General features: G+C 34.3%; 20 protein-coding genes. 4 read left to right on the forward strand and 16 right to left on the reverse strand.

Annotation, left to right across the window (positions count from 1 at the left end; translation table 11 throughout):
- Window positions 1-112: 112 nt before the first annotated feature.
- Window positions 113-3,229, reverse strand: coding sequence for a glycoside hydrolase family 2 TIM barrel-domain containing protein (locus RB619_RS13070; RefSeq protein WP_308098086.1), 3,117 nt, complete (start codon window positions 3,227-3,229; stop codon window positions 113-115).
- A gap of 366 nt (window positions 3,230-3,595) precedes the next feature.
- On the opposite strand from RB619_RS13070, the gene RB619_RS13075 reads away from it, so the two are divergent.
- A complete protein-coding gene (locus tag RB619_RS13075; protein ID WP_308098087.1) occupies window positions 3,596-4,042 on the forward strand; it encodes a GNAT family N-acetyltransferase in 447 nt (148 codons plus the stop codon).
- Between the two features lie 3 nt (window positions 4,043-4,045).
- Here RB619_RS13075 and RB619_RS13080 read toward each other — a convergent pair whose 3' ends face one another.
- Window positions 4,046-4,909: a LysR family transcriptional regulator gene (locus tag RB619_RS13080; protein WP_308098089.1), complete on the reverse strand. Its 864-nt coding sequence runs from the start codon at window positions 4,907-4,909 to the stop codon at window positions 4,046-4,048.
- 63 nt (window positions 4,910-4,972) lie between these two features.
- On the opposite strand from RB619_RS13080, the gene RB619_RS13085 reads away from it, so the two are divergent.
- Together RB619_RS13085 and RB619_RS13090 are read left to right on the forward strand one after the other, a co-directional pair.
- Window positions 4,973-5,497, forward strand: coding sequence for a GNAT family N-acetyltransferase (locus RB619_RS13085; RefSeq protein ID WP_308098090.1), 525 nt, complete (start codon window positions 4,973-4,975; stop codon window positions 5,495-5,497).
- A 9-nt stretch (window positions 5,498-5,506) separates the two neighbouring features.
- On the forward strand, window positions 5,507-6,394 hold the full coding sequence (locus RB619_RS13090) for a DMT family transporter (RefSeq protein WP_308098091.1): 888 nt from the start codon (window positions 5,507-5,509) through the stop codon (window positions 6,392-6,394).
- A 114-nt stretch (window positions 6,395-6,508) separates the two neighbouring features.
- On the opposite strand, the gene RB619_RS13095 is transcribed toward RB619_RS13090, so the two are convergent.
- The 9 genes from RB619_RS13095 to RB619_RS13135 form a co-directional block, all read right to left on the reverse strand.
- Window positions 6,509-7,570 (reverse strand): hypothetical protein, encoded by a 1,062-nt coding sequence (locus tag RB619_RS13095; protein WP_308098093.1) that lies wholly within the window; start codon window positions 7,568-7,570, stop codon window positions 6,509-6,511.
- 95 nt (window positions 7,571-7,665) lie between these two features.
- Window positions 7,666-8,790, reverse strand: a complete 1,125-nt coding sequence (locus RB619_RS13100) for an ABC transporter permease (protein ID WP_308098094.1) — start codon at window positions 8,788-8,790, stop codon at window positions 7,666-7,668.
- On the reverse strand, window positions 8,787-9,893 hold the full coding sequence (locus RB619_RS13105; protein ID WP_308098096.1) for an ABC transporter permease: 1,107 nt from the start codon (window positions 9,891-9,893) through the stop codon (window positions 8,787-8,789). Before RB619_RS13105 ends, RB619_RS13100 begins: the two co-directional genes overlap by 4 nt.
- Before the next feature lies 1 nt (window position 9,894).
- Entirely contained in the window at window positions 9,895-10,638 is a 744-nt protein-coding gene (locus tag RB619_RS13110) for an ABC transporter ATP-binding protein (RefSeq protein ID WP_308098098.1), read from the reverse strand.
- Window positions 10,628-11,578 carry an ABC transporter ATP-binding protein gene (locus tag RB619_RS13115; protein ID WP_308098099.1) on the reverse strand — a complete coding sequence of 317 codons (951 nt, stop codon included), beginning with the start codon at window positions 11,576-11,578 and terminating at the stop codon, window positions 10,628-10,630. Before RB619_RS13115 ends, RB619_RS13110 begins: the two co-directional genes overlap by 11 nt.
- Window positions 11,579-11,587: 9 nt before the next feature.
- Window positions 11,588-12,490, reverse strand: coding sequence for an HlyD family efflux transporter periplasmic adaptor subunit (locus tag RB619_RS13120; RefSeq protein ID WP_308098100.1), 903 nt, complete (start codon window positions 12,488-12,490; stop codon window positions 11,588-11,590).
- A 12-nt stretch (window positions 12,491-12,502) separates the two neighbouring features.
- Window positions 12,503-13,744, reverse strand: coding sequence for a TolC family protein (locus RB619_RS13125; RefSeq protein ID WP_308098101.1), 1,242 nt, complete (start codon window positions 13,742-13,744; stop codon window positions 12,503-12,505).
- Window positions 13,745-13,769: 25 nt separating this feature from the next.
- Window positions 13,770-14,399 carry a TetR family transcriptional regulator gene (locus RB619_RS13130; protein WP_308098103.1) on the reverse strand — a complete coding sequence of 210 codons (630 nt, stop codon included), beginning with the start codon at window positions 14,397-14,399 and terminating at the stop codon, window positions 13,770-13,772.
- Window positions 14,400-14,536: 137 nt separating this feature from the next.
- A complete protein-coding gene (locus tag RB619_RS13135; protein WP_308098105.1) occupies window positions 14,537-15,550 on the reverse strand; it encodes a hypothetical protein in 1,014 nt (337 codons plus the stop codon).
- Window positions 15,551-15,874: 324 nt separating this feature from the next.
- Between RB619_RS13135 and RB619_RS13140 the strand changes: the two genes are divergently transcribed.
- On the forward strand, window positions 15,875-16,645 hold the full coding sequence (locus RB619_RS13140) for a DUF2490 domain-containing protein (protein WP_308098106.1): 771 nt from the start codon (window positions 15,875-15,877) through the stop codon (window positions 16,643-16,645).
- Between the two features lie 164 nt (window positions 16,646-16,809).
- On the opposite strand, the gene RB619_RS13145 is transcribed toward RB619_RS13140, so the two are convergent.
- The 5 genes from RB619_RS13145 to RB619_RS13165 all read right to left on the reverse strand — a co-directional run bounded on the left by RB619_RS13145 (window position 16,810) and on the right by RB619_RS13165 (window position 25,058).
- Window positions 16,810-17,811: a N(4)-(beta-N-acetylglucosaminyl)-L-asparaginase gene (locus tag RB619_RS13145; protein WP_308098107.1), complete on the reverse strand. Its 1,002-nt coding sequence runs from the start codon at window positions 17,809-17,811 to the stop codon at window positions 16,810-16,812.
- A 154-nt stretch (window positions 17,812-17,965) separates the two neighbouring features.
- Window positions 17,966-18,868: an ROK family protein gene (locus RB619_RS13150; RefSeq protein ID WP_308098109.1), complete on the reverse strand. Its 903-nt coding sequence runs from the start codon at window positions 18,866-18,868 to the stop codon at window positions 17,966-17,968.
- 50 nt (window positions 18,869-18,918) lie between these two features.
- Entirely contained in the window at window positions 18,919-20,379 is a 1,461-nt protein-coding gene (locus tag RB619_RS13155) for a glycoside hydrolase family 125 protein (RefSeq protein ID WP_308098111.1), read from the reverse strand.
- 4 nt (window positions 20,380-20,383) lie between these two features.
- A complete protein-coding gene (locus RB619_RS13160) occupies window positions 20,384-22,666 on the reverse strand; it encodes a GH92 family glycosyl hydrolase (RefSeq protein ID WP_308098113.1) in 2,283 nt (760 codons plus the stop codon).
- Between the two features lie 115 nt (window positions 22,667-22,781).
- Window positions 22,782-25,058, reverse strand: coding sequence for a GH92 family glycosyl hydrolase (locus tag RB619_RS13165; protein ID WP_308098115.1), 2,277 nt, complete (start codon window positions 25,056-25,058; stop codon window positions 22,782-22,784).
- Window positions 25,059-25,289: the final 231 nt, after the last annotated feature.

Genomic DNA, 25,289 nt, shown 5'->3' on the forward strand with positions numbered 1-25,289 from the left:
ATCATAAATTATTCGTGTGAAAAATACAATTATTAAATTAATCTTAAAAAAAAACTATGAAAATAAATCATAGGTTTTTCATGTAAAAAAAACACTTACAATACAATTCTTATCAATTAACCAATGAAATTATATAAGAGTAAGTATATTGTTTATCTGTTAAACGATATTGATCGTGAGGCAAACGTCCCCAACTGTCATCGCCACCAACACCTCTTTGTTTGTAATCTAAATGAAGATAAACTGCTTGTGTAGAATCTAAATCCAAATCAGATGGATGACGTTGCGCCTTTGTTTTTCCTGGGTCCAGCATTTCTGTCGAAATATTCAATGCACTAAAACCAAGTGGCTGTAATCCTTCGATTTTTAAACCTTGGCCTTTTGCATTTTTTAAAGCCAGCCAGCGAACATCCGTTTTATAACCGCCTTCTTGTGGACGAATATAACTTTTAGTGTACTGATTGATAACCTTATCTGAATATTCACCAATGAATGCCGCCGAATTTCTATCTGAATAATTTTCCCACGGACCTCTTCCGTAATAACTCAAATTATCAAAACTTCCGTTTAATTGCGCACGCATTCCAAAACGAGGCATTTCTGGCAATTCTTTCCCAGCCAAATCAATAGAAGCAGTAACTTTTATTTCACCATTATTCTGAATCAAATAAGCTACTGTGTAAGGAACATCAACTGTTGCTAATTTGTAAACAGCTTTTATTGCTAAACCATTAGTATTTTTTTTGTCTAAAACAACACTTACAACTGTTGCATTTTTTGAAGCTTCTTTCCAAACTACTAATTTATTTTCCATGTTGCTTCCAAAGTCATTATCTGTTGGAGCACGCCAGAAATATGGAGTTGGGAAATTCGTGAAAATAACATCTGCATTATTCTTCAAATTGTATTTTAAGATTTCTCCTTTTTGAAGATCAAATTCTCCTGCAACACTTTCTGTTTCAAACGAAACAATATTATTTTTAACCGTATATTTTAATTTTGATTCGCTTTTTTGAATTGCATTATTTTTAAAATAAGAACCTTTTCCTATTGCAAATTGCTCTCTGGCAAATTCATGTCCTTTAGCAACCAATGGAGCATCATTTTTTGAAACCGCATAAACATTCACAAAATACTCCGAATCAGAATCGATTGAACCTAAATTTAAAGCTACTTTTTTGTTTTCTTCAGGCGCAACATCGAGATTAAATTCTCCTGATTTTGCAACAACACCGTTTTTAACCAATTCCCATTTAAAGTTAAAATCAGAAAGATTGGTAAAATTATAAAGGTTTGTCACCGTTAAATCTGTTTCATTACTAAGCTGAAAATGAATATTTTGATATACTTTTTTAATTTCGCTTAAAGCTGGTTTTGGAGTTCTGTTTGAAAAAATTACACCGTCAGCACAACCATTTTCATCATTTTGAAGTTTAGAAGCACCTAAATCACCACCGTAAGCCCAAAATGTTTTTCCGTTTGCATCTTTCGTTTTTATTCCTTGGTCTACCCAATCCCAAATAAAACCGCCCTGCATGTGTTTACTGCTGTTGATGATGTCCCAATATTCCTGAAAATTTCCACCGCTGTTCCCCATTGCATGAGCGTATTCACACATAATATAAGGACGCTTTTTATCTGCCGATGCATAACTTTTCATACTTTTTATTCCTGGATACATTGGGCAAACAATATCTGTATTTCTGTTTTCGCCAGCTTGCTCAAATTGAACTGGACGCGTTGAATCAACTTGTTTTAACCAATCGTAAGCATCGTAAAAAACGGGGCCGTTTCCACACTCATTTCCTAAAGACCAAATAATAATTGACGGATGATTTTTATCAAAAGCAAACATTCTTTTAATACGGTCTAAATGCGCCGGTGCCCATTCTGGCAAATACGCAGGATGTTTTTTCTGGTCAAACCAGTTTTGCCATTCTGCTCCCATTGCGTGTGATTCGATATTCGCTTCATCAACTACATAAAAACCATATTCATCACATAAATCATAAAAATGTGTGTCGTGCGGATAATGACTCATTCTAATTGCATTGATATTGAATTCCTTCATTAACTGCAAGTCTTTCAGCATCAATTCAGGACTTGGCACGTGTCCGTTTACATCATCATGTTCGTGAATGTTTACCCCTTTTACCATCACTGCTTTTCCATTAACCAAAAGCTGTGCATCTTTAATTTCTACTTTTCTGAAACCTGTTTTTTTAGAAACGGCTTCAAGCACATTTCCTTTATTATCTAATAATGTAATGGTGTAACGATATAAATTTGGTGTTTCAGCATTCCATTGTTTTACGTTTTCAATTGTTTTTGAAAAGCTGATTTGCTGTTCTTTAGCATTTACTTTTTTGCTTTCAGAATAAACTGTTTTTCCTTCTTTATCAAACAATTCAACTTTAACCGATGGGTTTTTAATTTTATTATTTTCGAAATATTTCAAAGTAATATCAAGGTTGAAAATTCCGTTTTTGTATTGATTGTCCAAATCACTTTTTACAAAATAATCCCAAACAGCCGTTTTAGGCATTGCTTGTAAATAAACATCACGTTCAATACCACTTAATCGCCAGAAATCCTGATCTTCTAAATAACTTCCATCGTGCCAGCGAAAAACCTGAACCGCAATTAAATTTTCTCCTTTCTTTAAAAAAGAAGTAATATTAAATTCAGCCGGAGTTTTAGACGCTTTGGTCATTCCGACTTCTTTTCCGTTTAAAAAAACTCTGGCATAACCAGAAATAGAACCAAAATGAAGTATAATTTCTTTATCGTTCCAAGAATCAGCAACTGTAAAATTGCGTCTGTAACTTGCTACCGGATTATAATCTCCTGCGATAAAAGGCGGATTTTTAGGAAACGGATAGGTAATATTTGTATAAATTGGAATATCATAGCCTTGCAATTCCCAGTTTGAAGGCACCTGAATTTCTTTCCATTTACTGACATCAAAAGCAGGTTCAAAAAAATCCGTTGGTCTTTGTGATGGCGTTTTTACAATATCGAATTTCCAAGTTCCGTTAAGACTTTGGTACAATGCCGATTTTTTAGGATTGTTATCCTTTAATTCATCTGCATTGCTGAACAAAAGAAATGAGCTTCTTCCTAGTTCTTTTCCTCTATCTAATATTTGAGGATTTTCCCATTCATTTGTTTGTGCAAAATTAATCTGGGCACTTAAAAAAAGTGTCGCTGCTAAAAAAATTTTCTTCATCTAACTATTTTTGATTGTCTAAATTTTAATATTGGAAACAGAAAAAAATTGTCATTCCAAATTGGTTCAAAGCATTTCTTTATAACAAAATCATAAAAAAAGGACCTTCCTAACACTAACCAAATTTTAAAAACGTGTGCCTTAAATAAATAAGGAATGACAAATTCTGGAAGACAAATTTAGATAATCAGCTAAAAGACATGAGGGCCATTTAGATATACTAAAAGGGGCATTTTAGTATGTAGAGCAGTTTTGGACAAATTTACCCCCTTTATTAATGCGTTTTTTGCATCACATGATAAAAAAATAGCATTTTATATCATTACTCGTGTTTTTATCTTTGAGAAAAAATAAAGCACTATTTAAATGAATTACAGCTATACCATTAAATCATTTGATGAATTTACAAACCATGAACTTTATCAGATGCTCCGACTGCGAAGCGAAGTTTTTGTGGTGGAACAAAATTGTCCTTATCTCGATTTAGATAATAAAGACCAGAAGAGTTTTCATCTTTTATATTATGTAAATAATGAATTGGCGGGCTGTACAAGATTACTTCCAGCCGGATTATCCTATTCTGAAATTGCTATTGGAAGAGTTGTAATTGCCCCATCGCATCGCGGATTAGGCTTAGGAAAAAATATTATGGAAGCTTCCATAACGGGCTGTCAGGAAAAATTTGGTGAAGGCCCAATTCGGATTAGTGCGCAATATCATTTATCCAAATTTTATCAATCAGTAGGTTTTATTGAACAAGGTGAAGTATATGATGAAGATGGAATTCCGCATATTGAAATGCTGAAAGCTTAAAAACTAAGGAATTATCAGTTTTAAAACATTGGCCAAAACAGGATTATGATCTTCTGTTCTCCAATTAATATATAAATCCGTTTCCAGAGGCAATTTTATAAATCGGATACCTGAAATTTCATGAAAAAGATAAGAATCTGGCAGAATTGCGATTCCAAGTCCTTTTCGAACCAAAGCTATAATCGCTGATCCGAATTCAGAATGAAGATACGCTTCAGGTGCATTTTCATAAGAATTGAACAATCGCTGAATAAGATCGCTGTAACTGCTGCCTTCATCATTTGTTGGTAATATGAATTTTTGAGAAGCAAGCGTTTCTTTAGTCAGATCTTCGGGCGTTTTATACGGATGATTTTCGGGAACAACAATTGCTAAATTATCGGTATGGATTTTTTTTGATGTAATATCTTTGGCATTATTTATATCTCTGGTTATTGCCAAATCGATTTTATAATTGCGTAGAAAATCTTGCTGATGCTCATAAAGAACTTGAACCAGTTTGATTTTAAGTTTTGGGAAAGCAGCAGAAATTCGGGATAAAATATCTGGCATTAATGAAGCAGAAATAGAATCTGGATGCGCAATAGTAATAGTACCGCTTTCGCCAAGTTGAATCTGACGCGCTGATTGATGAATGAATTCTAATTTGCTTAGCTCGACTTCCCATTTTTCTTTTAGAAAATGGCCCGCAGCAGTAAGTTTGACATTGCGTTTATTGCGTTCAAAAAGCTGAACGCCCAATTGGCTTTCCAAAGATTGAATTTGTCGGCTCAATGCCGATTGTGTAATATTCATCTTTCCGGCAGTGTTCCAGAAATGAAGTTCCTTGGCCAAAGCCAAAAAATATTTGATTTGCTGTAAGTCCATTGATGCAATTTACGCATTTATTAAGAAGAAAAACAGTTTTTAACGCATTAAAAAGAATAAAAAATGAGTACCCTAAAAATAACAAAAGCAACTCTTGCTGCTATTTCAAAGCTCCAAGATATAGGCAGACAAACGTTTTCTGAAACTTTTGCAGAAGTCAATTCAGAGGAAAATATGACCAAATATCTAGAGGAAAGTTTTGCAACGGAAAAGTTGACATCTGAACTTAAAAATGAATTTTCATATTTCTATTTGGCCGAAATCGATGAAAAAGTTATTGGTTATCTGAAATTGAATACAGGCGAAGCGCAAACCGAAATCCAAGAAAAAAATGCATTGGAAATCGAGCGTATTTACGTCGCAAAAGAATTTCATGGCAAAAATGTGGGACAAGAACTATATGTTCAAGCTTTGAAAATTGCTGAAGAATTAAATGTTTCTTATATCTGGCTGGGCGTTTGGGAAAAGAATTTCAGAGCGGTTAGCTTTTATACCAAAAATGGTTTTGTGCAGTTTGACACACATATTTTCCGCTTAGGCGATGATGAGCAAACCGATTTGATGATGAAAAAAATCCTTAGATATTAAGATTTCAAAATGGAAAGGAAACGACTTTTATTATTTTTATTGATTATTGGAACTGCTTTTTGGGGCATTTCCTATTCGATTACAAAACTGGCAATTGGCAATTATTCTCCAGCAACATTTTTGTTCTACCGTTTTTTGATGGCTGTAATCGTTTTGACTATCATTTTTTGGAAATATGTCAGAGAAACAAATTTTGAAGCCATTAAAACTGGTTTTATTCTGGCTGTTCCTATGTTTTTGGGAATTCATTTGCAAACTATTGGATTGAAACATACGGATGCATCACAATGTTCTTTTATTGCCGGATTAACCGTTATTATTATTCCTTTGCTAAAATTGACCATTTATAGAACTAATATCTCTTTAAAGATTTGGCTTGCCGCTTTGACCGCTTTATCTGGTCTGTTTATCATTGCATTAAAGGACAAATTCACTATTAATATTGGCGATTTGTATACCATTGCTGGAGCATTTGCTTTTGCCGTTTATTTGATTACGGTCGAAAAACATTCGGTTGCAAAAAATCTACTGTTTTCTATAGTTCCCATGTTTGCATTTTGCGCCTTATTTACTTTTTGCCTTGCCATTACAGACAGTCACGCCGATTGGTTTCCTACTACTAATACATTTTGGCTCGGCGTAATTTATTGTGCTTTATTTTCTACCGCATATATGTACACGATTTCAAATATTTCGCAACGTTATTTATCAGCGGAAAAAGTAGCGGTAATTTATTTGTTTGAACCTGTATTTGGAGCTATTGGAGCCTTTTTTATTTTAGGAGAAAATCTTTCGTGGCGACTTCTTTTGGGCGGAAGCCTAATTTTTGCCGGAACTATTATTTCTGAAGTAAATTTCAAAAACAATAAGCCAAAACTTTTAGCGAAAAAAATCTGAAATTAAACAAAAAACGCCAATCTGATTATAAATTCAGATTGGCGGTTTTCTTTACTCTTTACTCTTTACTCTTTACTCTTTACTCTTTACTCTTTACTCTTTACTCTTTACTCTTTACTGAAAATCAGAAAGTTTATAATAATTCTGAAGATTTACAATAAACAATCCTCCAGCAAAAAACTCTTTATTTATTCTCGACATAACAGGACTGATTCCTGTACTGACATTATTTATAGTTTTTGGATATGTCATGCTTGAATCGTGATTAAAACCAACGCAATGCCCAATTTCATGTGAAGTAATATCACCGGCATCTTTGCTTATGTAATCACGTAAAATATGTTCGGCGTAGCCCAATGTTGCACCGCCTCCTAAACCTGATACTTTATCGACTTTGCCACAATTAAAACGTGCATGATTTAAAATATCATTATAAACCTTTTCTTTTTCTGCCAAAGTCAATTCAGTCTTTCCATCATTCCCAATAATTGGCTCATTTAAGAAAGCCTGTTTGAATTTATCCGAAACAAAAACGATTCCCATATTAAGCATCAATCCAGAAAAACGACGAATATCTTTGGCGGTTGTAGGCATCCAGTTATTATTCGGGTCATTATTTGGATCATAATTATGGTATTTGATTGTCCATTTTAATGCTTTCAGTTTTTTAAGCTTTAAAATGGTTTCATTTTCTCCAGTAAAATCAAATGTAATTTTGTCTAGCGATATTCCAGTCGTTTTATATTTTGAAAGATCTACTTTTTTATTTTCATTGTCTAGAAATAAAGAAGTTCCGTCAACAAAAGGATATTTCATTTTTTGTGTTGCATGACCTCTAATTTTTTTGATTTTGAAAAGCTGTACCTGGGTAGTGCCTTCAATTGTGGCTAAAATAACAGCATCTTCAATATCAAATGGAGCAAAATTAGAAACTTCAAATGTTTTTTCGTCGATTGGTTTTATTCGTATAACTTGGGCTATACTGTAAGTTCTGGCTTCTGAAGTCATCACTTCTAAAGCTTCATCGTCCTGAAACATTAAAGAAGAATTCTGATTCGTATCAAATGAAACTTCTTTTGGAGTAATTTTTTCTTCTGGTTTGTCATCATCATCTGCTTTACTACAGGCAATGAACAAACTGACAACAATGGCAAGGCTAAAAATTCTTTTAAACATAAAAATAACAAGGATTTAGGTTAAACAGCAGATTGGAATGCGATGTTAATTTAGCATTTTTCCTGCTTTAAATCCTCAAATAGGTAAGATTTTTTTTAACTTGTTTTTCTGTAATTATAAATCGTAAGTCCGTTTAAAACAATAGCAAAAATAACTAGATAGAATAATTCTTGTCCTACTTCATTCAATCCGCTTCCTTTTAAAACAATAAGGCGAACTACTTTTATAAAATGGGTTACGGGAGTAAATTCCGACATTGTTTTGGCCCAATCTGGCATGCTGTCGGTACTTGTGAAAAGACCACTCATGAGCATGAAAATCATCATAAAGAAAAAAGCAATAAACATGGCTTGCAATTGGGTATCAGCAAAAGTGGAAATCAAAAGTCCTAATCCTAAAACCGCGATCAAATAAACTCCGGCAAAAAGATAAAGTACGGCAAGACTTCCTAGCGGAAAAATGCCATAAACCAAATACATCACAGTTAAACCAACCGTAAAAACTATTATTCCGACAATCCAAAACGGTATCAATTTTCCTAAAATGAATTGCCATTTTTGAATAGGTGTTACATTAATTTGTTCTATGGTTCCTATTTCTTTTTCTTTCACAATGTTTAGCGAAGTAATAAAACCGCCGATTAATGTCAACAGCAAAACTAAAATTCCCGGAACCATATAATATTTATATTCGGCTCTTGGATTGTACCAATTTGTACTTGTCAGCGTAATTAAAGAAGGTGAAATTGAAGCCGATTGTTGTGGTAATTTAAATCGTATATCGAGATCACGGCTAAAATCATTTAATACAACATTTAAATAAGCATTTCCAATATTTGATTTTGTTCCGTTAATGGCATCTGCAGCAATATTTACTTTCTGGCTTCCTTCTCGAACTAAGTTTCGTTCAAATCCAGAAGGAATTTCTAAAATTAAATCGGCGTCACCGGTTTCGATCCATTTTAAGCCTTCTAAATAAGAAGCGGGAGTCGCTTTAATATGAAAATATCCTGAAGAACTTATTTTGTTTATCAGTTTTTGAGAATACGAACTGTGGTCATGATCAACATAAACGACATTCACATTTTTAACTTCAAAATTGGCCGCCAAAGGCAAAATAATCAACTGAATCGTAGGAACAAAAAACATCATTGCCAAGATGGTTTTGTCCCGAAATATTTGGCGAAACTCTTTCTGCAATATAAAACGAAGCACTTTCATGACAATCTTATTTTAAATTTTTTCAAAGCAACGGTCAGTAAAAGCAAAGCCATTCCGGCTAATACTAACGTTTCTTTCCACACATACGAAAATCCTAAACCTTTAAGCATAACAGCTTTGACAATAATATAATAATAGTGTGAAGGAAGCAAATGCGAAATCGCTTGAAAAATCCATGGCATATTTTCTAGCGGAAACATAAAACCGGTAAGCAATAACGTGGGCAACATCATTCCCATCATTGAAATCAACATTGCTGTTTGCTGTGAATCGGTGACATTTGAAATTAGTAATCCCAGAGAAAGACAAGTGATGATAAACAAAATGCTTTCGGCTAAAAGCAATATAAAACTTCCTTTTATTTCGACATCGAGAAGATATACGGAAAGAAAAATAATGATTACAAAATTAATTAAGGACAACACTAAATACGGAATTGCCTTTGCAATCAAAACCATTATAGGTTTAAAAGGCGATACAAGCAAAATTTCCATTGTACCAAGTTCCTTTTCTCGAACCACAGAAACAGAGGTTAATGCGGTGCAGACAATCATAAATATCAAAGCGATTACACCCGGAATAAAATTGAGCGAACCATTTTGCTGTTCGTTGTAAAGCTGTCTTAATTCGGGAACAATTTGGTAATTTGGCTTAGCTGACGGATTTAATTCATGCTGATAATCATTGACAATTGCAGTTAAATAATTGGTTACAATTGTAGCTGTGTTAGGATCAGAAGCGTCTGCAATTACTTGAATTTTTGCTCCGCCAATGCGCTGCAAATCCGAACCGAAATTGGCTGGGAAAATAACCGCACATTTTATGCTTCCATCTTTAAACCTGTTCTCAATATCTTTATAATCAAGAATTGGATCAGCGTTATTAAAATAAGAACTTGATTGTATTTTTCTGATAATCTTCTCCGTATGAACATCATGCGAATTGTCTTGCATCGCAATTCCGATATTTTTGACTTCACTGCTCAGTGCATATCCAAATAGAATAATCTGCGCAACAGGAAGTCCAAAGAGAATCAACAACGTTCTTTGATCCCTAAAGACATGATAAAATTCTTTCCGAATGAAAACCAATAATCTTTTCATACTAATCTGCTGCTCTTTTGGCATTTCGTGCCAATTCATAAAAAACTTCATCCATCGAACCCGTATTGAAACGATTTTTTAATTCAGATGGCGAGTCAATTGCTTCAATTTTTCCGTCAACCATAATACTGATTCGGTTACAATATTCGGCTTCATCCATATAATGTGTGGTCACAAATACCGTAATTCCATTGGCAGCAGCCTGATAAATCATGTCCCAAAACTGTCTGCGGGTTATAGGATCAACGCCTCCTGTAGGTTCATCCAAAAAAACAATTTTTGGCCGATGAAAAACCGCTACCGAAAAAGCCAGTTTTTGTTTCCAGCCCAAAGGCAGTCCGCCTACTAATTTTTTAGCTTCTTTTTCTAAACCTAAAGTCGCAACCAATTCATTGCTTCTTTCCTTGATTTCAGCTCGGGAAACGCCATAAACACCGCCATAAAATTCAATATTTTCAAGAATCGTCAAGTTGTCGTACAACGAAAACTTCTGACTCATATAACCAATATTCTTTTTGATTTTCTCCTGTTGTTTGTAAACATCAAATCCTGCAACGCTGGCTTCTCCCGAAGTCGGATAAGAAAGTCCGCAGAGGATTCGCATTGCAGTCGTTTTTCCGGCTCCATTAGCTCCTAAAAAACCAAATATTTCGCCTTCACTGACCTCAAAACTGATTTTATCGACAGCTTTGAAATCGCCGAATTGCTTGGTCAAATCTTTACAAACTATTGCTTTATTTTGCATTTGGAGTTTCTTTTAATTCTTTTAAATCACTTTGCTCGCGCATCAAACGAATAAAACTATCCTCAATTGTCGGTTCTATTTTTTTCACTTCGAAATTTTCTGGATTGTATTTTTCTGCAATAGAATGAACCAATTCTATATTTGCTTCTTCTGACACAAAAGTTACGTGAAGAAACTCTCCAAAAGCATCACAACTTTCAATTGCTTCATCATTTCTTAGATCTTGTAAGAGTTTATAAATATTCTTCGCTTTTACGGCAAAAAGTGGTTTTGGGAAACTGTTTATAATTTGTTGAGGCGTATCGACAGTCATAATTTTGCCGTTTTGCATGAGCGCAATACGATCGCATAATTTTGCTTCATCCATATAAGGTGTTGAGACAATTATGGTAATATGCTGTTCTTTAAGTTTTTCCAGCATTTCCCAAAATTCGCTTCGTGAAACTACATCAACTCCTGTTGTAGGTTCGTCTAAAAACAAAACTTCAGGTTTATGAATCAAGGCGCAGCATAAAGCCAATTTTTGTTTCATTCCGCCCGAAAGTTTTCCGGCACGTCGGTCACTGAAAGGTTTTATCTGATCGTAAATATCTTTAATCAATTCATAATTTTCCTCAATTGTGGTTCCAAAAATGGTTGCAAAAAAGTTTAGATTTTCCTGTACAGTCAAATCCTGATACAATGAAAATTTTCCAGGCATATACCCTACTTTATTTCTAATCTTCTGAAACTCTTTTACAACATCATGCCCTTGAACAGTTGCAGTTCCGCCATCTGCAAGCAGTAATGTTGTCAAAATTCGGAAAATAGAAGTTTTTCCTGCGCCATCAGGACCAATCAATCCGAAGAGTTCGCCTTTCTGCACCTCAAACGACACGTTGTCTACGGCAACAAAATCACCATACTTTTTAGTACTATTTTTTAATGTAACTGCAGGCATAGCATTATTTTATTTTGACCAAAGCACCTCTCCGTACATACCAATTTTCAAAAATCCATCGTTCTTTACCTTAACTTTTATAGCATAAACTAGATTTGCTCTTTCGTCTTTGGTCGGAATTGTCTTTGGCGAAAACTCTGATTTATCTGAAATCCAACTGATTGTTCCTTGATATTCTTTGTATTTTTTTTCACCTTGATCAATTCGCACTTTAACTTGTTGTCCTATTTTAATTTGAGGCAATTGCGTTCCCGTAATATAAGCTCTAAGATTCAATGATTCCAGATTTGCAATTTTGTAAAGCGGTTTTCCAATAACTGCCATTTCATATTGTTCAGCATATTTCGTCAACACAGTTCCTTTAATTGGGTTTACAATGATGCTTTTATTTAACTGATCTTCTACTCCTTTTAACTGAACACCAACTGTATTTCCTTGTTCTGTCAGGTTTTCATTTGTAATTTCTAAAGTATTTTTCTGCGCACTAATTTGAGACTGCAGCGTCGCCACTTTTGCATTGGCATCGTCTAATTGTTTTTGCGAAGCAACTCCTCCTTTTACCAGCTTTTCAGTTCGGTTGCGGTCAAGAAGCGCATTGGCAAGCTGCTTTTTAAGCGCATCTGTCTGAATTTGTTCTTGAGGTCTTCCGCTCAAAATTGCTTTTTTGTTTTGCTTCAACTGCATTTTATTGATCGCCAGCTGTGTACTGTCAATATATCCAACCTTTTGCCCGGCTTCTAATTGCTGTCCTTCCTCAACATTCAATTGTAAAATCCGACCATTTGATTCGGCTGCAAGAATAGTTTCGACAGCTTCAAAAGTTCCCGAAGCGTCAAAATCATTTTCTTTATTATGGCAAGAAACCATGCAAATCATTGGCATAAGAAAATAGAAAAGCTTTATCTTTTTCATAATATATGGTAATTAATTTCCTTTGATTATTTGATACTCATAAGCCGTCATGAGCAATTGAATTTCGTGTAGTGCTTTCTCCGCTCTTGCAGTTCCTTCTTTTTCGGTGGCATTCAGCAAATCGATTAATGGACCAGCGCCAGTGTCGTATTTCAACTGATATCCTTCGCGTATTGTTTGGCGAAGTTTTACAAGGTTATCATCATCTTTCAAAATTGCCGTTTGTCTGTCGATATCTGTTTTCTTCTGATTCATTTGAAACCTCGTATTGAATAAAAAAGTCTCTTCTTGAACTTCAATTTTTTTCAATTCTTGTTGTGTAAGTTCTTTTTCGTTTGAATTCTTATACAAACCTTTTATATCCCAGCCAACACTTAATCCGGCAACGCCAACGGTAGAAATTTTATTTGGTCCTAAATTGACACCGGGAGCAAGTATAACGCCAGCGCCAAGCAATCCAACCTTTGGCATTAAATTAACTTTCTGCATATCGGATTGTGCATTTACAAGATTTCTCTGGCTTTCAAATCGCTTCTGTTCTGGACGATTGATTAAGGTATCAATTCCCATAACATTTACAGGTTTTTCCAGTTGAGTCTGGCTGATATTTTTGCCTGTCAAATACGAAAGCATAGTTTGATAACCCTTTCTCGTATATTGGAAATCTGTTTTTTGTCTGCTGAGATTTAATTGCTCTGCTTTTATTTCATCGACATCTGTTTTGTAGGCAAGTCCATTTTCATGAAGTTTTTTTACTTTATCAATATTATTGGAAAGAATCTTATTTTGTATTTCCAATTGTTTCAGCTGTTCGTCAATCAAAAGCATTCCGAAATAAAGCTGATTCACTCTTGAACGCAAATCATAAAGTGAAACTTCAACAGAAGCTTTATCAACATTTGAAGAAGCCTCAATAATTTTCTTCTGAGTTTTGGTCGCACCTCCATCCCAAATTACCTGATTCACTTGCCCGAGTCCAATAAACTTAAACTTGCTGTCACTTCCTGAACTTCCCATACTCGGAAAATCGCCAAAAACATAACCTTCAATTGCAGTCAAGCTTACTTGTGGCAAATAAGCTTTATTGGCATTGCTTATCGTATATTCTTTGCTTTTGTCAATCAGTTCGTATTGTTTGATTAGAGGGTAATTTTCAAACGCCAACTGGTAACTTTGATCAATTGTCAGGTTCTGAGCCTGAACACTTATAAAGGACAGAATTCCAATATATTTAAGTAAGTATAATTTTCTCATTTTATACAAATAATTAAACTTCTGATTACACATTGCTGAACATCATATTAATCCACATTGGGATTTTCTTCTTGCGCTCTTGCATCAATTCGTTAAACTGCTCCATTTGTAAATTTCTGCTTCCCATAATAATAGGTTTTGCTATAAAAGGAAAAACCACCAATCCTAAAAGGTTCATCAAAAAATGAAGCGGATTTGGTTCTGTTATTACTTTCTTTTCTACCAATTCCTGAAACTGTTTTATGAAAACTGATTCGTTTATAATTTCTCTAATTGGCAATCTTTTTAAAAGTCCCTCAGGATTATTTCGAATTTCAGTAAGGATAAAGGTTGGGATTTCTGGTTCTGCAGTAATGAAATCAATATATCGATCCGCAATAATTTCAACTTTTTGCTGTAAGGAAGTGGTATCGTCATTCAGTATTACTTTCATGCTGCCTATAAAACCGGCAAAAGTTTCAGACATTATTATTTCAAAAAGTTTGGCCTTGCTTCTAAAGTAATAATTGAGCAAAGCAAGATTCAAACCAGCTTCTTCCGCAATATCTCTAGTTCTTGTTGCCGTAAAACCTTTTTTATAAAAGACTGTTTTTGCTGCCGCTTTTATCTTTTCTTCTGTAGTTGTGTCCTTCTTTTTAGACTCTGAAACACTCATCTTTAATAATTTACATGCAAATATAAAATATTTCTAAATACGTTAAACAAATATTTTAATCAAATGATTAAATATTTTGATTAATACCTAATTATAAATAAACGCTGTCATTCTTTTTGAAATAACAGCGCCTCTTTTTATTTTGTTTTAATTTCTTTTACTTTCTTCATTACCTCAATAAATCGGTACTGCATCACTTCTTTTTTTCCATCAGGCATTTCGTTATATGCCCCATAAAATATTTTGGTTTTTCCTTTATCGATTCCATAAAACGTTTTTGCTACTTCAATTTTAACTTTTTCATTTTCTTTTTTCAGAGCTACAGTATCAGCCAATTTAATACTAGAAACATAGCAAATCTCCGGCATAAAACCGTCTTTTGTCATTTGAGGAAAAATTCGAAATACTTTAGGTTTACTTTCAACATTTTCTAGTGTCAAAGGCAAAATAAACTTTGCTTTCGCTTCAGCAAGGACTTTATCATAAAAATTGTTGATTTCCTGTTCTTTCTCATATTTAAAGAATTCACCAGCCGGATTTAAGCATTGTTTAGCCACAGTTATATCGTTCACAGCATCAATCAAGTAACCTTTTTTATAGTTTTCTTGAGCCAATTTATAATAATCTGATGCAGTTTTTTTCAATAAAGTATATTGTCCAAACTGTAAAATATTAATCTTCCACTCGTTGCCGTACTTACCATAAATTACGGTTATCAATGCATCATTGTGTGTAGTTGTAGGCATAAATAACACAGTAAACATCTCTTTATTCAAGGCTTTGTAACTAATAACATAGTCATTGTCTCCCGAAACTCCCGATATCAAAGTATTAGGAATATTTATGTTTGTATTTGAAACATAATATTGATCAAGAATTGTATAGCTTTTAGACGGATAATTAGCGCTCATCGTACCAACTAGATTATTTAAATCAGAACTTGCAACTGTTGTAAGTAATTTATCCGAAAGCAGCGCTTTTACGCCTGGAATATCATTACTCATTATAGCTTTGAATAATTTATCATTTACGACCTTAATTTCTTGAACCTTACTTGCTTCAATATCTTCATTTTTTTGTGTTCCACTTGATCCAAAATTACAGCTTTGAAAAATTACTGCTGTTAAAATAATTAGTAAAATTTTACGCATTGGCTTTGATTATTTGATAGTTTTCTAATTTATAAAACACCTTATTTTTCTTAATAAAGAGAAAAGCGAATATAGCTTTTATTGAAAAATAAATAAGTATTTAATAAAAATAAATTTATCAAAAACAGTTGCTGCTATAAGAGCAAAGTCCAATTAAATGGCGATTCAAAAAACACATTTAAAACATTAATAACAAACAAATTACACATTTTAAAACAACCTTAATTTCTATAAAAAAGAGTATCTTTACTTCACATTGTTTTAATTATTGCCTTTTACCGATTCTAAAGAAATTTATTGTTTAAACTAATTTCTATCGCATATATGAAGAACAATTTTATTTGGATTTTTATCTTTTTGTTTCCAATTTGGATGCTAGCACAAACCGATCAAAAAAAGGAAATCAACCAGCAGCTTCAAACCTGGGTTTCTATAAATACGGTAACAAAATTTGCAGATCACTGGGCTGTTATTGGAGATTTTCACATTCGCCGAAACGATTTTGTGTCTGACCCCAGCTTTTATTTTATACGAGGAGGCGTTAGTTATATTCCTAATTCAAATGTTTCGTTAAACTTAGGATATGCGCATATGTGGCTGGCACCTTCAAATGAAGATTGGAGTACTTTTGCCGATGAAAACAGAATTTACCAGCAAGCACAATTAAATGTAAAAGTGTCAAAAGTGAGTATTTTGCAACGCATCAGAAACGAACAACGCTGGCAGGAAAAAATAGTTAACGATTTACCAAGTGGCGACTGGCGTTTTACCAACAGAGTACGATATTTAATGAGTTTTACTTTCCCGATTTCTGATAAAAAATCTTGGCCTCAGATGGTTCTTTCAGATGAAATTCTTTTACAATTTGGCGAAGAAGCTGTTTATAACACTTTTGATCAGAATCGCTTTTTCATCGGAATAAAAAAACAAATCAATCCAAAATGGAGTTATGATTTTGGGTATATGAATGTGTATCAGCAAAAATATTCTGGTTATCAATATGATATGAATCATACTATTAGATTGTTTTTCTATCTAAGTACCAGCATTCGGAAAAAAGTGCCTTCAACTACTGAAAATTCAGGAGACGAATAATTTTTTTTAACACATAGAAGCATAGAATTTTATTTAAAAAGAGTGTTGAAAGAAACTAGTTTCTAACACATAGCCAAGTATGTTTCTTTAAAACAAATGAAACGGCTTTTTTAAGTATCTCAAATCTATATTTCCATGTGTTAAAATAATTACGTACAAAAGATTTATTTCAAGAAATAATCAGCATCAATTAAACGGTTTCCTGTTTCATCATAAACGGCATAATTAAAACCGCCTTGAACGCAATACGAACCATATTCGCCATTTTTATTCAAAGCAATAAACCCAACCTGAATATCTTTTAAATCTTTATTTCTGTTTTTGGTCAATTTCACGATTCTGGCAACCGCTTCTTCACAGGCTTTTTGAGGCGATTTCCCGTGACGCATCAATTCAACAACCAAATGACAGCCAGCAATTCTGATTACTTCTTCTCCATGGCCTGTTGCAGTTGCGGCGCCAATTTCGTTATCGACATATAAACCTGCTCCAATAATTGGCGAATCACCTACACGTCCGTGCATTTTAAACGCCATTCCACTTGTTGTACAGGCACCGGAAAGATTTCCATCAGCATCTAAAGCAATCATTCCAATCGTATCGTGGTTTTCAATATTAGCAATTGGCTTGTATTTACTGTCTTTCAGCCATTCCTTCCATTCTTTTTCCGATTCTTCTAATAGCAGATTTTCTTTTTTAAAGCCTTGTTCCAATGCAAATTGCAAAGCTCCATCGCCAACAAGCATGACATGAGGTGTTTTTTCCATCACGGCTCTTGCAACAGAAATAGGATGTTTAATATATTCTAAACAAGCAACAGAACCAATATTGGCATTTTCATCCATAATACAAGCATCAAGCGTTACGCGTCCGTCTCTGTCTGGGCGTCCGCCGTAACCAACGCTTCTTTCTTTTGGATCAGCTTCCGGAATTTTTACACCGGCTTCAACAGCATCTAAAGCTTTGCCGTTTTTCTTTAAAACTTCCCAAGCGGCTTCATTTGCAGGTATTCCAAATCGCCATGTAGAAAGTACAATTGGTTTCTTTCCTTTTTTTGAAGGTTCCTTTTCTTCTTTTTCTGAATTAGATTGAAAAGATTGCAATGCCACAGCAACTGAAGCAATTGCGGTTGTTTTTATAAAATTTCTACGATTTGAGTTTGCCATATTTGATAAAATTTAAACCATATAAGGTATGTAAGGACATTAAAGAGTTTTGCATAATTTCTACAAACCAAATAAATAAGAACATTTAAAAGCGATAATTAAATAAACTTATATTACTTATATGGTTCAAAAAATCCTAGTAAATTTAGAAAAACTATGCTTCATATAACATACTTGCAGCGCCTAATAAAGCTGCAATTTCGTTATCTGTAGAAACAGAAACATTAATGTCAATTCCTGATTGTTTTATTCTTTTATTGAAAGCATCCAAGAAGAATTCGCTAGCATTTGCAATTTTTCCGCCAATAATAAATCCGTTTGCTCCAAATTTTTCCAGCCAAGGAATTGCGACTTCAGCTAAGTCTTCTCCCATTTCTTCAAAAACTTTTACTGCGATTTCGTCACCGCTTAAAGCAAGATTATAAAGTTCTAACCCGCTGTTGATTTTTTTTCCTGCCAAAGTTTTATAATTCGCCAAAAGACCTCGTGCTGAAACATAATCTTCAGCCATCCCATCTTTAAAAGCAAGATTCCAAATTTCTCCATCTTGAGGAACTGATTCTCCCGATGAAATTGAAATTCCTTTATCAATAAAACAAGCGCCAAGTCCAGTGCCCAATGTAACTGCCATCACTTTTTTAGAAAGATTATTGGAGTTTTTAAAAACCTCGCCTTTTCCAAAACAAACAGCATCATTTTCAAAAAGAATAGGAAATTCACTTGAAAGATTTAATGTTCCCTGAAATAAATAGCGCACATTCAGTCCGTAAAAATGTTCGTATTTTGACTGGTCTTTTATCCAGCAAAGTCCGTTAGTGTAATCAAAAGGTCCAGGCATACAAATTGTAAGTCCTTTTATTGCTTCAACTTTTGAATTTTCCACCGAAGTTCGGATCACTTTTTCCCAAATCGACATAACTTCATTTACAGGTAAATTGGAGTCGAAAGTTTCTTTTTGCAATGATAAATCAATCACTTTCATGCTTAAAAGATCTATAATTGCTGCGGTAATATGTGTTCCTCCTATGTCAATTCCAACGGCATATTCTTTATTCATTCTTTTGTATTTTGAACCATTAAATCTCTAATGGTATATTTTTTTTTATTCTAGATATTCTTGTCTTTTAAAATCTGCGGATATTTTATGCTTGTATGAACAATCATTTCTCCAAAGAGTGTATTTGCCCATGCAAACCATTTTCGGGTAAATTTTGCAACATCATCTTTATGAAAAGATTCGTGCATAAAACCAGTATCTGCATTGGTTTTAATCAAATTGCTGATACATGATTTGATCTCATTTTCATCAACACTTGTAATGGCTCTCAGTACAATACTCATTGGCCAAATCGTATCGGCTCCAGTGTGTGGGCCTCCAATTCCTTCTCCTGCTTTTCCTTTGTAGAAAAACGGATTATTTTCTGAAAGAACTACTTTACGCGTATTCAAATAAAGCGGACTGTCTGGCGCAATGGCACCTAAATAAGGAAGTGATAATAATGAAGGAACATTTGCATCATCCATCATATGAAAACTGCCGTATCCGTTAACTTCAAAAGCAATTATCTTTCCGAATTTTGGGTGTTCAATGATTCCGTTTTCTTCTAATCCCTTTTGAACTTGATTTCTTAATTCAGTCGCTTTGGCAACTAAATCTTTGTCAGATAAAGCCGGTAAAGAGAAAATTTCGATCAAATAACCTAAAACTTCAATCGCAAACATATTGCTCGGAATTAAAAAACCAAATAAAGTGCTGTCGTCGCTTGGTCTGAAAGTTGAAACAATTAATCCGCAAGGTTTTACAGGATATCCGTAACCGCTCAACGGAACTCCGTCTGTCGCCCAAGCCGTTTCTCTTTGAAAACTGTAAGGTCCTTTTCCGTTAAAACGCTGTTGTTCTTTAAAAGTCTGCAATACTAAAAGCATCGCTTCTTTCCATTTACTGTCAAATAAACTTATGTCTCCGGTTTCCTTCCAATAACCATGTGCTAGCCTAATTGGGTAACACAAACTGTCAATTTCCCATTTACGTTCGTGAATTCCCGGTTGCATTTTTGTTAGGTCATTTTTCCATTCGCTTATTTTGGTAAAATCTTTATAAAAAGCATTGGCATAAGGATCAAGCAAAATACATTTTGTCTGGCGGTTGATCACACCTTTTACCAATTCGGCTAATTTTTTATCTTCTTTTACAAACGGAATATAAGGCCAAATCTGAGCTGTACTGTCGCGAAGCCACATTGCATCAATATCGCCCGTAATTACATACGTATCAGGTTTTCCGTCGATAATTTCGAAATCGACTGTGGTGTCTAAAGTATTTGGGAAGCAATTTTCAAAAAGCCAAGCCAACTCTGGATTTGCAATTTGTTTTTTGATTCTGACAATCGCCGCTTCAATGGCTGGACTTGTAAATTTCCTTTCTTTTAAAGGAGGTCTTTTGCTGATAAAATCTTTAAGTGCAAAATTAAAACTGTCTGAATTCATTGCAAAAACATCGGTTTGAAGCGCTAATAATCCTGCTGAAAAAATGCCTGTATTTCTTATAAATTTTCTACGTGACTGCATAGTATTATTTTGAAGTTGAGTAAGAATATGGAAAAGCGTCTTTAGAAGTTCCTCTTTGTAAATTAGGCTCTGCTGACATATCAAAATTTAATTCGCCTCCTTTTAAAACATCAAAATGATTGATGTAATTTTTTGAATACGAAGCGTTATTCCATTTTAAATCATTTACATATTTATTGGTTTCTGAATTTTTTGAAGCGTTGATGATAAGCTGTTTTCCATTTTCTAAATTCAAAGTCAGTTTTTTAAACAACGGTGCGCCCAAAACATATTCATCAGTCGCTGGACAAACAGGATAAAATCCCATCGCAGAAAAAATATACCAAGCCGAAGTCTGTCCGTTATCTTCGTCTCCGCAATAACCATCTGGAGTTGGTTTGTACAAACGATTCATCACTTCTCTTGACCAATACTGCGTTTTCCAAGGTTCGCCTGCATAATTATACAAATAAATCATGTGCTGGATTGGCTGATTTCCGTGCGCATATTGTCCCATATTCATGATCTGCATTTCGCGAATTTCATGAATAACAGCACCATAATAACTGTCATCAAAAATAGGAGGTGTTGTAAAAACGCCATCTAATTTATCTGTAAATTTCTTTTGCCCGCCCATTAAATCAATCAAACCTTGCACATCATGAAAAACACTCCAGCTGTAATGCAATGCATTTCCTTCTGTAAAAGCATCTCCCCATTTAAACGGATTAAAATTCGCAGGAAAACTTCCATCTTTATTTCTGCCGCTCATCCAGCCAATTGACGGATTATAAAGATTTTTATAATTCATCATTCGTTTCTCAAATAAACTGATTTCTTTTTTTGGACGATTTAAGGCTTTCGCCAATTTCCAAATCGCGAAATCATCATATGCATATTCTAAAGTTCTAGCCGCATTTTCATTAATTTTCACATCATAAGGAACGTAACCAAGTGTATTGTAATAGGAAACTCCTTTTCTTCCAACAGCTTCCAGAGGACCTTCATTATTTGCTCCGTGAACTAAAGCTTCATACAAAGTATTGATGTCGTAACCACGTAATCCTTTAATGCAAGCCTCTGAAACTACAGAAGCCGAATTATTCCCAACCATTACATTTCGAAACCCAGGACTTGACCATTCTGGCAAAAACCCGCCTTCTTTATAATCGTTGATCAAACCTTCCTGCATTTCTTTATTTATCGAAGGATAAACCAAATTCAATAGTGGATATAACGCTCGGAAAGTATCCCAAAAACCAGTTCCTGCATACATATATCCCGGCACAACATTTCCGTTATACGGACTGTAATGTACCGTTTCTCCTTTGGCATTTATTTCATATTGCTTTTGAGGGAAACAAGTCGCGCGGTACAAACAAGAATAAAAAGTTTTTAATTGATCTTCATTACTGCTTTCTACAGTAAGTTTTCCTAAAACTTTATTCCATTCATTTTTAGAAGTTGCAACGGTTTCATTAAAAGAAGCATTTCCTAATTCTTTTAAATTAAGTTCTGCTTGTTCTGGATTTATAAATGATGAAGCGACTTTTACGTTGACAATTTCTCCTTTTTTAGTTTTAAAACCTACAACCGCTCCTGCATGATTATCCTGTAATTCTAGTTTGTCTTTTTCTAAACCTTTATCATTCCACGTCGAATTTGATGCAAAAGGTTTGTCGAAAACCAAAACAAAATAATTCTTAAAATTAGCTGGAACGCCACCGCTGTTGCGTGTTGTGTAACCTATAATTTTATTTTCTGAAGGAATAATTTTGATATATGAACCTTTATCAAAAGCGTCAATTACGATAGAAGATTGCTCATTTTCTGGAAATGTAATTTGAAAATATGCTGCTCTTTCTGTTGCTGTAATTTCTGTTGTAACATCATAATCTGCCAAATAAACGCTATAATAATAGGGTTTTGAAACTTCGGCTTTATGACTAAACCAACTTGCTCTATCCGCTTCCGCAAAAGCCAATTTTCCTGTTACCGGCATAATCGAAAACTGACCGTAATCGTTCATCCAAGGCGATGGCTGATGCGTTTGTTTAAATCCTCTAATTTTCTCGGCGGTATAAATATATGCCCATCCGTCGCCCATTTTTCCAGTTTGAGGCGTCCAGAAATTCATTCCCCAAGGCCTGCAGATTGCCGGATAAGTATTCCCGTTAGAAAGACTGTGCAACGATTGTGTACCCATTAACGGATTTACATATTCTGCCGGATCTAAAGTTTTAACTTGTGCATTTCCTGCAACAAAGCATTGCATTAATCCTAAAAAAATTAAACTTTTTATTTTCATATTATTGTTATTATCCTGCAAGGTTTAAAAAACCTTGTAGGTCTTTATTTTCTTTTGTAAAATTGAAACCTAAAATCATACCTACAAGGTTTTTTAAACCTTGCAGGATCAAAAACTAAAGCGGTCTGTCTACTTTTTTCACTCCAAAAGTTGCCGATGGTTTGCTTCCCATAAACAATTTCAGTTCTCCTCCTTTTACAATCATTTCTTGTGTGATGTATGATTTTGTATAAGGTTTTCCGTTGTATTCCGCTTTTTGAATATAGATGTTTGTTGCGCTGTTATCAATTGCTTTTATTGAAAATGAAATTCCCGCTTTATGATGAATTACTGCCGAATTTACCAACGGGCTTCCTAAAACGTAAACGCCATTTGCAGGATTAACCGAATAAAATCCCATTGATGACAACACATACCAAGCCGACATTTGCCCTAAATCTTCATTACCACACAATCCATCTGGTTTTGTTGAGTAGAATTTATCATCGATTTCTCGGATTAATTTTGCCGTTTTCCAAGGCTGTCCGGCAAATGCATACAAATACGGAATATGATGATTTGGTTCATTTCCTTGCGCATATTGACCAATCAAACCACTGATGTCTGGCGAAATTTCTTCTCCTTCTACTTTATCTGTAATTTGAAAAAGCGAATCTAATTTAGCCAAAAATTTACTTTCACTTCCAAATAATTCAATTAAGCCGTAAGGATCTTGTGGAACAAGCCACGTATATTGCCAAGCATTTCCTTCTACATAATCATCTTTACGGTGCGCCGATGAAAGCGGATTAAATGGCGTTCTCCAATTTCCATCAGTCAATTTACCACGCATAAAAGTGGTTTCTTTATCAAAATAAAGTTTGTACAAATTGGCTCTTTTTGTGAAGTAATTATAATCTTCCGTCTTATTTAAAGCTTTTGCCATTTGTGCAATACAATAATCATCAATCGCATATTCTAAAGCATTTCCAACAGTCTCCAGCATTTTGTCTGCAGGAATGTATTGCAGTTTTTGAACATAATCCATTCCGTCTCGCGTTTGCATGGCTGTTTTTTTCATTGCTTCATAAGCCAATTCCACATCATAATCGCGGTATCCTTTTAAATAGGCATCAGCAATTACAGCTATCGAATGATTTCCATTCATTGTATTGGTTTCGTTGCCCATTAAATGCCAAACTGGTAATCTTCCCTGTTGTTGGTAAATTGCCAAAAATGATTTTACAATATCATTAATTTTATCTGGCTGTGTTAATGTATATAATGGATGAAGTCCGCGGTACGTATCCCAAAGCGAGAAAGTCGTGTAGTTGGTGAAGTTTGCTTTTTCGTACACTTTTTTATCCGTTCCTCTATAATCGCCGTTGGCATCATTAAAAATGGAAGGCGCAAACATGGTGTGATATAAGGAAGTATAAAAAACTTTCATTGTTTTATCATTTCCTGTAATCTGGATTTTATTTAATTCTTTGTTCCATTTTGAAGAAGCCGTTTTAGCCGTTTGATCAAAATCCCAATTCGGAATCTCGGCTTTTATATTTGCAGCAGCGTTTTCAGCACTTACAGGAGAAATTCCAACTTTTACTAAAACTTGTTTGTTTTTTAAAGCTGCAAAATCCAGAACTGCTTTCATTTTCAAGCCTTCGCCTTCATTTCCGTTTACAGCAGTTTTATCATCGTATAAAGCTAAATTCGAAATTGGTTCAGAAAATTCAATTGTAAAATAAACACGTTGATCTGTCGCCCATCCAGCTGAAAAACGGTATCCCGCTAAAGTAGTTTCATTTATCTTTTTGATAAATGTTTTTACAGGTTTGTCCCATCCAATTCCGTCAGCAAGGTCTAATAAAACGTGATTATCATTGGCTGAATTAAAAGTGTATTTATGAAAACCAACTCTTTCGCTGGCAGTTAATTCGGCTTTGATTTTGTATTTATCCAATAAAACGCTGTAATATCCCGGTTTGCTGACTTCATTTTCATGTGAAAAATAAGAACCATAACCGTTTACCATATCTTCTTTTGTTCCTTTAAACAAAGGCACTTTTCCAGAAACCGGAAGCAACAAAATATCATTTAAATCGCCAATTCCGGTACCGCTTAAATGTGTGTGTGTAAATCCTAAAATCGTATTGCTCGCATAATTATAACCGCTGCACCAATCCCAGCCTTCAAAGATATTTACAGGCCCTAATTGAACGGCTCCAAAAGGCACATTGGCACCCACAAAAACGTGGCCGTGACCCGCTGATCCAATCAACGGATTTACATATTGAGTATAATCTGGAATTGCTTGTTTTGCTTTCTTTTCCTGTGAAATTGCAGGATTAGCAAAAAATAGATTTAAAGCTAAGAAACCGCTAAAAGCTATTTTGTTGTATTTTGTAATCATATTATTTTTATTTGACTTGCGTAATTGGCCACAGATGAAACGGGTTGAACTGATTTACGCTGGTATTTTTTTAATCTTTGAATATAAAATTTAATCGCAAAGAGCGCTAAGATTTACGCAAGGTTCGCAAAGTTTTTCCCTTTAGGGAGACGCACTGCTGTGCGCCTCTACGGAAAACCTTTGTCTCTTTGTTACTCTGAACCTTTGTCCCTAAAAATCTTAGAACCTCAG

The organism is Flavobacterium sp. LHD-80 (assembly GCF_030929605.1).
In the GTDB taxonomy this organism is placed as follows: domain Bacteria; phylum Bacteroidota; class Bacteroidia; order Flavobacteriales; family Flavobacteriaceae; genus Flavobacterium.

Bases quoted from the DNA above. Each gene is read 5' to 3' on its own strand.
- RB619_RS13070 (WP_308098086.1), bottom strand. From the start codon at position 3,229: ATGAAGAAAATTTTTTTAGCAGCGACACTTTTTTTAAGTGCCCAGATT.
- RB619_RS13075 (WP_308098087.1), top strand. From the start codon at position 3,596: ATGAATTACAGCTATACCATTAAATCATTTGATGAATTTACAAACCAT.
- RB619_RS13080 (WP_308098089.1), bottom strand. From the start codon at position 4,909: ATGGACTTACAGCAAATCAAATATTTTTTGGCTTTGGCCAAGGAACTT.
- RB619_RS13085 (WP_308098090.1), top strand. From the start codon at position 4,973: ATGAGTACCCTAAAAATAACAAAAGCAACTCTTGCTGCTATTTCAAAG.
- RB619_RS13090 (WP_308098091.1), top strand. From the start codon at position 5,507: ATGGAAAGGAAACGACTTTTATTATTTTTATTGATTATTGGAACTGCT.
- RB619_RS13095 (WP_308098093.1), bottom strand. From the start codon at position 7,570: ATGTTTAAAAGAATTTTTAGCCTTGCCATTGTTGTCAGTTTGTTCATT.
- RB619_RS13100 (WP_308098094.1), bottom strand. From the start codon at position 8,790: ATGAAAGTGCTTCGTTTTATATTGCAGAAAGAGTTTCGCCAAATATTT.
- RB619_RS13105 (WP_308098096.1), bottom strand. From the start codon at position 9,893: ATGAAAAGATTATTGGTTTTCATTCGGAAAGAATTTTATCATGTCTTT.
- RB619_RS13110 (WP_308098098.1), bottom strand. From the start codon at position 10,638: ATGCAAAATAAAGCAATAGTTTGTAAAGATTTGACCAAGCAATTCGGC.
- RB619_RS13115 (WP_308098099.1), bottom strand. From the start codon at position 11,578: ATGCCTGCAGTTACATTAAAAAATAGTACTAAAAAGTATGGTGATTTT.
- RB619_RS13120 (WP_308098100.1), bottom strand. From the start codon at position 12,490: ATGAAAAAGATAAAGCTTTTCTATTTTCTTATGCCAATGATTTGCATG.
- RB619_RS13125 (WP_308098101.1), bottom strand. From the start codon at position 13,744: ATGAGAAAATTATACTTACTTAAATATATTGGAATTCTGTCCTTTATA.
- RB619_RS13130 (WP_308098103.1), bottom strand. From the start codon at position 14,399: ATGAGTGTTTCAGAGTCTAAAAAGAAGGACACAACTACAGAAGAAAAG.
- RB619_RS13135 (WP_308098105.1), bottom strand. From the start codon at position 15,550: ATGCGTAAAATTTTACTAATTATTTTAACAGCAGTAATTTTTCAAAGC.
- RB619_RS13140 (WP_308098106.1), top strand. From the start codon at position 15,875: ATGAAGAACAATTTTATTTGGATTTTTATCTTTTTGTTTCCAATTTGG.
- RB619_RS13145 (WP_308098107.1), bottom strand. From the start codon at position 17,811: ATGGCAAACTCAAATCGTAGAAATTTTATAAAAACAACCGCAATTGCT.
- RB619_RS13150 (WP_308098109.1), bottom strand. From the start codon at position 18,868: ATGAATAAAGAATATGCCGTTGGAATTGACATAGGAGGAACACATATT.
- RB619_RS13155 (WP_308098111.1), bottom strand. From the start codon at position 20,379: ATGCAGTCACGTAGAAAATTTATAAGAAATACAGGCATTTTTTCAGCA.
- RB619_RS13160 (WP_308098113.1), bottom strand. From the start codon at position 22,666: ATGAAAATAAAAAGTTTAATTTTTTTAGGATTAATGCAATGCTTTGTT.
- RB619_RS13165 (WP_308098115.1), bottom strand. From the start codon at position 25,058: ATGATTACAAAATACAACAAAATAGCTTTTAGCGGTTTCTTAGCTTTA.